This window comes from Candidatus Lokiarchaeota archaeon, assembly GCA_014730275.1.
In the GTDB taxonomy this organism is placed as follows: Archaea; Asgardarchaeota; Thorarchaeia; order Thorarchaeales; family Thorarchaeaceae; genus WJIL01.
Genome location: WJIL01000111.1, coordinates 1 through 5,133, shown reverse-complemented (window position 1 = coordinate 5,133; position 5,133 = coordinate 1). Strand labels below are relative to the sequence as shown.

The window sequence follows — 5,133 nt, the reverse complement described above, 5'->3', positions numbered from 1 at the left end:
TGATATGATAGCGCCCCATCTCTTGCACACGCTCCGCCTTGTCCGTGTTTTTGCAGAAGTTCCACCATGATGTTAAGGGCTTCTTCTGCTGTTCTTCCTCTCTCAAGCCCGAGTCGTAGAAGATCCATTCCGAGCAGTCCAGTTTCTAGGGCCTCTTGTTTTGAAAACACCGCCTCATTTCCTATCACTACGCACTTCTCATTGGCCCCCATCTCAGCTCCCCACATCCAGAATGGTCTAGAGATGTACATGGCAAAGGTTTCTTCAACTTGGGGTATACTCATGTAAGTGCATTTGACTTCCTTGTTACGGTGGGTTTTCCGAGGTACATATTCGACAACTTGGGCCTCATTTGGGGGCCTGTCTGAATTTTTGCCGAAAAAGACTATTGAATCCGCTGAAGCATCTGGCAAGACTACTACAGTATCACACATGAGTATCCGTTAACTAGAAACCACTTCTGCATTTATTTTTGTGCTTCTAATGTGTGCTCATATAGAAAGATGAAGAATGAGATCACTCACAGTCCTCTTCCATTTCACTGAGAAGCCATTCTTCAAGATATGCAGCTTCAAGTTCAGCGGCGTCGCCATAGTCTTTTCCAGTCATTGCATCAACTAGGTTTTTTGTGTTCAGGAGAATCCGGCAGTCCTTTTCCAGAAGATCCTTCAGAAATTCTTTGGCCTGTGTCATGAGTTGCTCCTTGGGATAGATGCGATTTGCCAACCCCATCGATTTTGCCTCCCTTGCCGGGATTGAACGCCCAGTTAGCAAGATATCCTTTGCATGAGATGGACCAACAAGATGTAGTAGATTTGATGCTGCACCCGCACCCGGAAATATGCTCAGTTGGACCTCCGGAAGACGGAGCTTTGCATCTTCAGAGAAAAACCTGAAATCACAGGCAATCGCAACTATGGATCCGAAACCAACGGCATATCCATTCACAGCAGCTAGTGTGATACAGCTCTTGGCTGTCCTGATAACTCGCACAACATCCTCCAGCGCTTTGAAGAAATCTTCCTTTTCTTGCCCCTTGAGACCTTTGACGGTGTCCATATCAAAACCAGCAGAAAAAGCCCTGTCACCTTCGCCAGTAAATACTACTGCGGTGACTTCCGGATCATTTGTGTAACGTTCAACTTTCTTGCTGAAATCATCCAACATAGGCCGCGTTACAGAATTAAGCTTGTCTGGTCTTGAAATCGTAAGGGTCACGATAGACCCATCTCTGCTTTCATTGATACTTCCTGTCATAACCTAACACCTTCCAGAGGGCTATTGATGCCTTATTCCTTCTTCCTGATATAGGCTTTCCTTGTGTTAGTGCCATTCAAAATATCTACAAAGATGTGTCTACTTGCAAGCTTTGCAGTCTTCAGCTACATTTTCGCAATGCTCTCTGTGAATCTCACAGATGATACCCTCATCTCGCATGATGTCGATGATGCGGTTGATTTCTCGAGTCATGAGTTCATATACGTGCTCATCCTCTTCCTTCTCCAACCAAGCCTTGTGTATTCTATCCGCTGATGTTTCAATCTCAGCTCGGACATTGGGGGGTATCTCGACCTGATCGCCTCGCGACCTCTTGGATTTTTCAAGTTTGTACTGCGTCACAGCGGGTTCAGTCACGCCTAGCATATCAGCTATATTCTTCTGGGCTATGTCATTGTCTATCATTATCCGCGTGAGTTCTCTACGTACAGCAGGAATAATATACCACACCTCTACTTCCTGCGGCATTAACCAAGTTCTCGTTTTACGTCGTCGTGGCAAGGCGATTCATCTCTTCTGGTCCCTATTCACTATAGTGAAGAAGAACCACCTAATAAGGATGCTGTTTTGATAAATTGAAATGCGGACGAAAACTGGGTAGATTACGTATTATGATATGCGGATTGATTCCAACAACTGTTCTTCAGTAATTCTATTTCACAACATCAGATATCCACTTCAAATATCTATCGGCTCCTTGCTCGATTGGCAAAACCACGAATTCAGGGACATCATAGGAATGAGCTTGCTCCACAATGGATTGCAAATCTGAGATGAGATTCGCAGTTGTTTTCATGATGAGTATGGATTCCCTTGCAGTTTCCATCTCTCCTTGCCAGTGATAGATGCTGAATACATCCTCTACCACATTCACACAAGCCGCCTTTTTCGATTCGACAATGGTCTTCGCTAGATCGTGACTCTCATTCGTAGAACAGGTTGTCATAGCGAGTTTGTAGTTATTCATGATTTTCCAATACACTTGATATCATATATACCGTTGGTGAAGCTTAGGGCTATGTCTAGGTCTGATTGATATGAGCAGAGATACGACATCATCTTCTTTGCTGGGCGCCCAGAATCGCATCCCAGACGTCTTCAATAAACTCTGTTGAACCCTCGATTTTGAATTTGCGGCCGCTACAGTATACCACAATCGCTTTATTCTTTACGAATATGCCGACGATGATGATCCAGATGCCACCCACAAAGAAAGGTATACCGACTAGGCTGATTGTGGAGAGGTAGCTTCCAAAAAACATGATAAGAAGCCCAAGGCCAAGAACTTGGTCACCGAAGCGACGCCACTTTCTCATCCATGAACCATCTATGGACGATATCAACAGACCAAGTCTGGTCTCCTCCCCTGAGGCGAGGATTCTTCTATCATCGATTCGAATTTCTTCAAACTTCTCGTTTTCAACCTCAAAAGACTCTGTACGTATGAACTTGCCACTAGTGCTTTCGACTTGCATTTACGAAACTCCCGAGTACTTTGTTTAGACAGGTTGTTTATTATAACACGAATAATTTCCTTATATAATTTCGGTGAGAAACAGTTGTTCTTGGTACTGGGTCATATTCCGAAGTATGTATCAAGGACCGTTGTATCTTGAGAGCAAGGGATGGATTATGGAGAAAAAGTATCTGCTCTCGAAAATGACATGGCCTGAAGTAGAAGAGCGCTTGAATGAATGCACGACTGTTGTAGTTCCAGTCGGATCCACGGAACAGCATGGGCCTGCGCTTCCGGTTGACAACGATCATTTCGTTGCAACTCAGTTCGCCTATAGATTGGCTGAACGCGTCTGGGAAGAGATCAAACTGGTCGTAACGCCAACGATAGCCTTTGGACAATCTCAGCATCACATGGGATTCAAAGGCACCGTTACCCTGAAGAAATCGACCCTAGCAAGTGTGATTGTCGATGTGTGCGAGTCCCTTGCTCATCATGGATTTGAGAACATCGTTCTGCTGAATGGACATGGTGGAAACGAGACCGCCATCCAAAATGCGCTTCATATGCTGCATGACGAAATAGAAGCAAGGGTGTACAGCATGAACTGGTGGAGTCAGGTTATGGATAAGGTACCTGATATCGTTGAAGGGCCGATATTCCACGCATGTGATATGGAGACATCAGTATCTTGGTATCTTGGACAGCGAGTCTTGGCTGAGAAGCGAGTTGACGAACCTGGCAAGAAACCTGTGCCAGGCTACATTGAGCCTGATATGCGAAAGAAAGCTCCAACTGTGTCTTCAGCATTTACTATGAAGGACTTCACAGATTCAGGCGTAGTCGGCTTATCGACCAAGGCGACTATGGAGAAAGGTGGAGAGATTGTGGAATTGGCGTTACAACGGATGGCGGAGTTCATTATCCGAATATCCTAACCGAATGAATGCCCACTAACTGCTGAAACTGGGCTTTCCAGATCCAGCTAGGAATTTGAGATTCCTAGAGGTCATTTTCCACTTCACTCTTGTCTGAGACATCATTGTTTGTGGAAATCTGTTCATGCATTTGATTTGTGATTTGAGACTCGTCCAACTCCTCAGTTTCATGTTCAATCTCTGTGCTTTCTTCTTCTCTTCGCTCCAAATGCATTATTGCGGGAACAAAGAAAGCTGCTGTGCTTAGGATTGCTGTAACGAGCCCAGAAACAACAAACCAGATTGGCACACCAAAAGCGTCTGCTACCGGACCTGCGACTGCAAGACCAATGGGTGACATAGCACTGGCTCCGCTAAGAATCAACGAAAATACTCTTCCCTGCATCTTAGGGGGTATGGTAGCCTGCATAACCGCTATCACAGAACCATTGAATATCGGGCTCGTCAGGCCTGCAATGAGGAGAAGTATCACCGCTAGCTCGTAAAGTCCACCTGGAACTAGACCAATGAGGAAAAGGGCAATTCCTTGAATAACTAATGCACTCATGGCAGTTCTTGTTCTATTCTTGGATCCTCCCCACATGGCCATAATAGCCCCACCGGCAACCATCCCAAAGGCGTTTGCTGACTGCATAATGGCCAGAGTTGTTGCATCGCCGGCAAAATGATTCGTTGCAAGGAGAGGAAGCAAAGAGAATGCTGGAGTAGCTATGAGATTCAGAATCATAGCAAAAGCAATCAACAGTAAAGCACCGGGCCACCCACGAAGAAATCGGATTCCTTCAGCCATATCACTCAACGGAGACTGGTCCTTGGAATCAGGCTGGTCCTCGGGTTGGGGTATATAGATTAGGCCCACCGATGCTACAGCAATGAACGCAGTTACAATATCGATGAGAAGAATGCTCTCAATCGGGAATAACGCATAGAGTACTGCACCAACTGGAGGTGCAATGATGTTCACAGCACCCTGTAATGATTGGTTGAGTCCTCCCACCCGTGAGTAGTGCTCTTCAGGCACGAGCAATGTAGTTGAGGCCTGCATTGCTGGCCAATGAAAAGATGCCATTAGAGATGTTGCCAGCATTATCAGGTATATGTGCCAGATTTGTTGGATGCCTAAGTAGAACAAAAAGGCAAGTACTCCTACTGCTACAGTAATAAGAGAATCGGCTGCCATCATCACACGCTTTCGGTTCCAGCGGTCAACATAGGAACCCGCAAATGGTCCCGCTAGGATTTGTGGCAGCATGAACGCTATTGTTGCAGTTGCCAAGACGGTGGCGGAGCCTGTAGCAAGAGTTAGCCACCATATGACGGCGAATCGTACAAGTCTGCTGCCAAACAGAGAAACCGCCTGACCACCCCACATCACAGCGAAAGAACGAACAGACTTAGAGCCATGTTGGTTCCTTGTGCTATCACTATGGATGGATTCATCAGATACATTCAGTGCTGTTA

Annotated in this window: 7 protein-coding genes; 1 reads left to right on the top strand and 6 read right to left on the bottom strand. The window is 45.8% G+C overall.

The genetic code is table 11. The annotated features are described in order from the left end of the window. The 5 genes from GF309_12550 to GF309_12530 form a co-directional block, all read right to left on the bottom strand. A partial coding sequence (locus tag GF309_12550) for a peptidase U34 (GenBank protein ID MBD3159614.1) occupies positions 1–434 on the bottom strand: 434 nt, incomplete at its 3' end. Between the two features lie 82 nt (positions 435–516). After that, positions 517–1,257 (bottom strand): hypothetical protein, encoded by a 741-nt coding sequence (locus tag GF309_12545; protein ID MBD3159613.1) that lies wholly within the window; start codon positions 1,255–1,257, stop codon positions 517–519. A gap of 99 nt (positions 1,258–1,356) precedes the next feature. Next, positions 1,357–1,746 carry a hypothetical protein gene (locus GF309_12540; protein MBD3159612.1) on the bottom strand — a complete coding sequence of 130 codons (390 nt, stop codon included), beginning with the start codon at positions 1,744–1,746 and terminating at the stop codon, positions 1,357–1,359. A 184-nt stretch (positions 1,747–1,930) separates the two neighbouring features. After that, positions 1,931–2,245 (bottom strand): divalent cation tolerance protein CutA, encoded by a 315-nt coding sequence (locus tag GF309_12535; GenBank protein MBD3159611.1) that lies wholly within the window; start codon positions 2,243–2,245, stop codon positions 1,931–1,933. 88 nt (positions 2,246–2,333) lie between these two features. Continuing rightward, a complete protein-coding gene (locus tag GF309_12530) occupies positions 2,334–2,753 on the bottom strand; it encodes a hypothetical protein (GenBank protein ID MBD3159610.1) in 420 nt (139 codons plus the stop codon). Between the two features lie 115 nt (positions 2,754–2,868). Between GF309_12530 and GF309_12525 the strand changes: the two genes are divergently transcribed. Continuing rightward, positions 2,869–3,672 carry a hypothetical protein gene (locus GF309_12525; protein ID MBD3159609.1) on the top strand — a complete coding sequence of 268 codons (804 nt, stop codon included), beginning with the start codon at positions 2,869–2,871 and terminating at the stop codon, positions 3,670–3,672. Between the two features lie 64 nt (positions 3,673–3,736). On the opposite strand, the gene GF309_12520 is transcribed toward GF309_12525, so the two are convergent. Beyond that, the coding region (locus GF309_12520; GenBank protein ID MBD3159608.1) for an MFS transporter at positions 3,737–5,133 on the bottom strand (1,397 nt) is incomplete at its 5' end.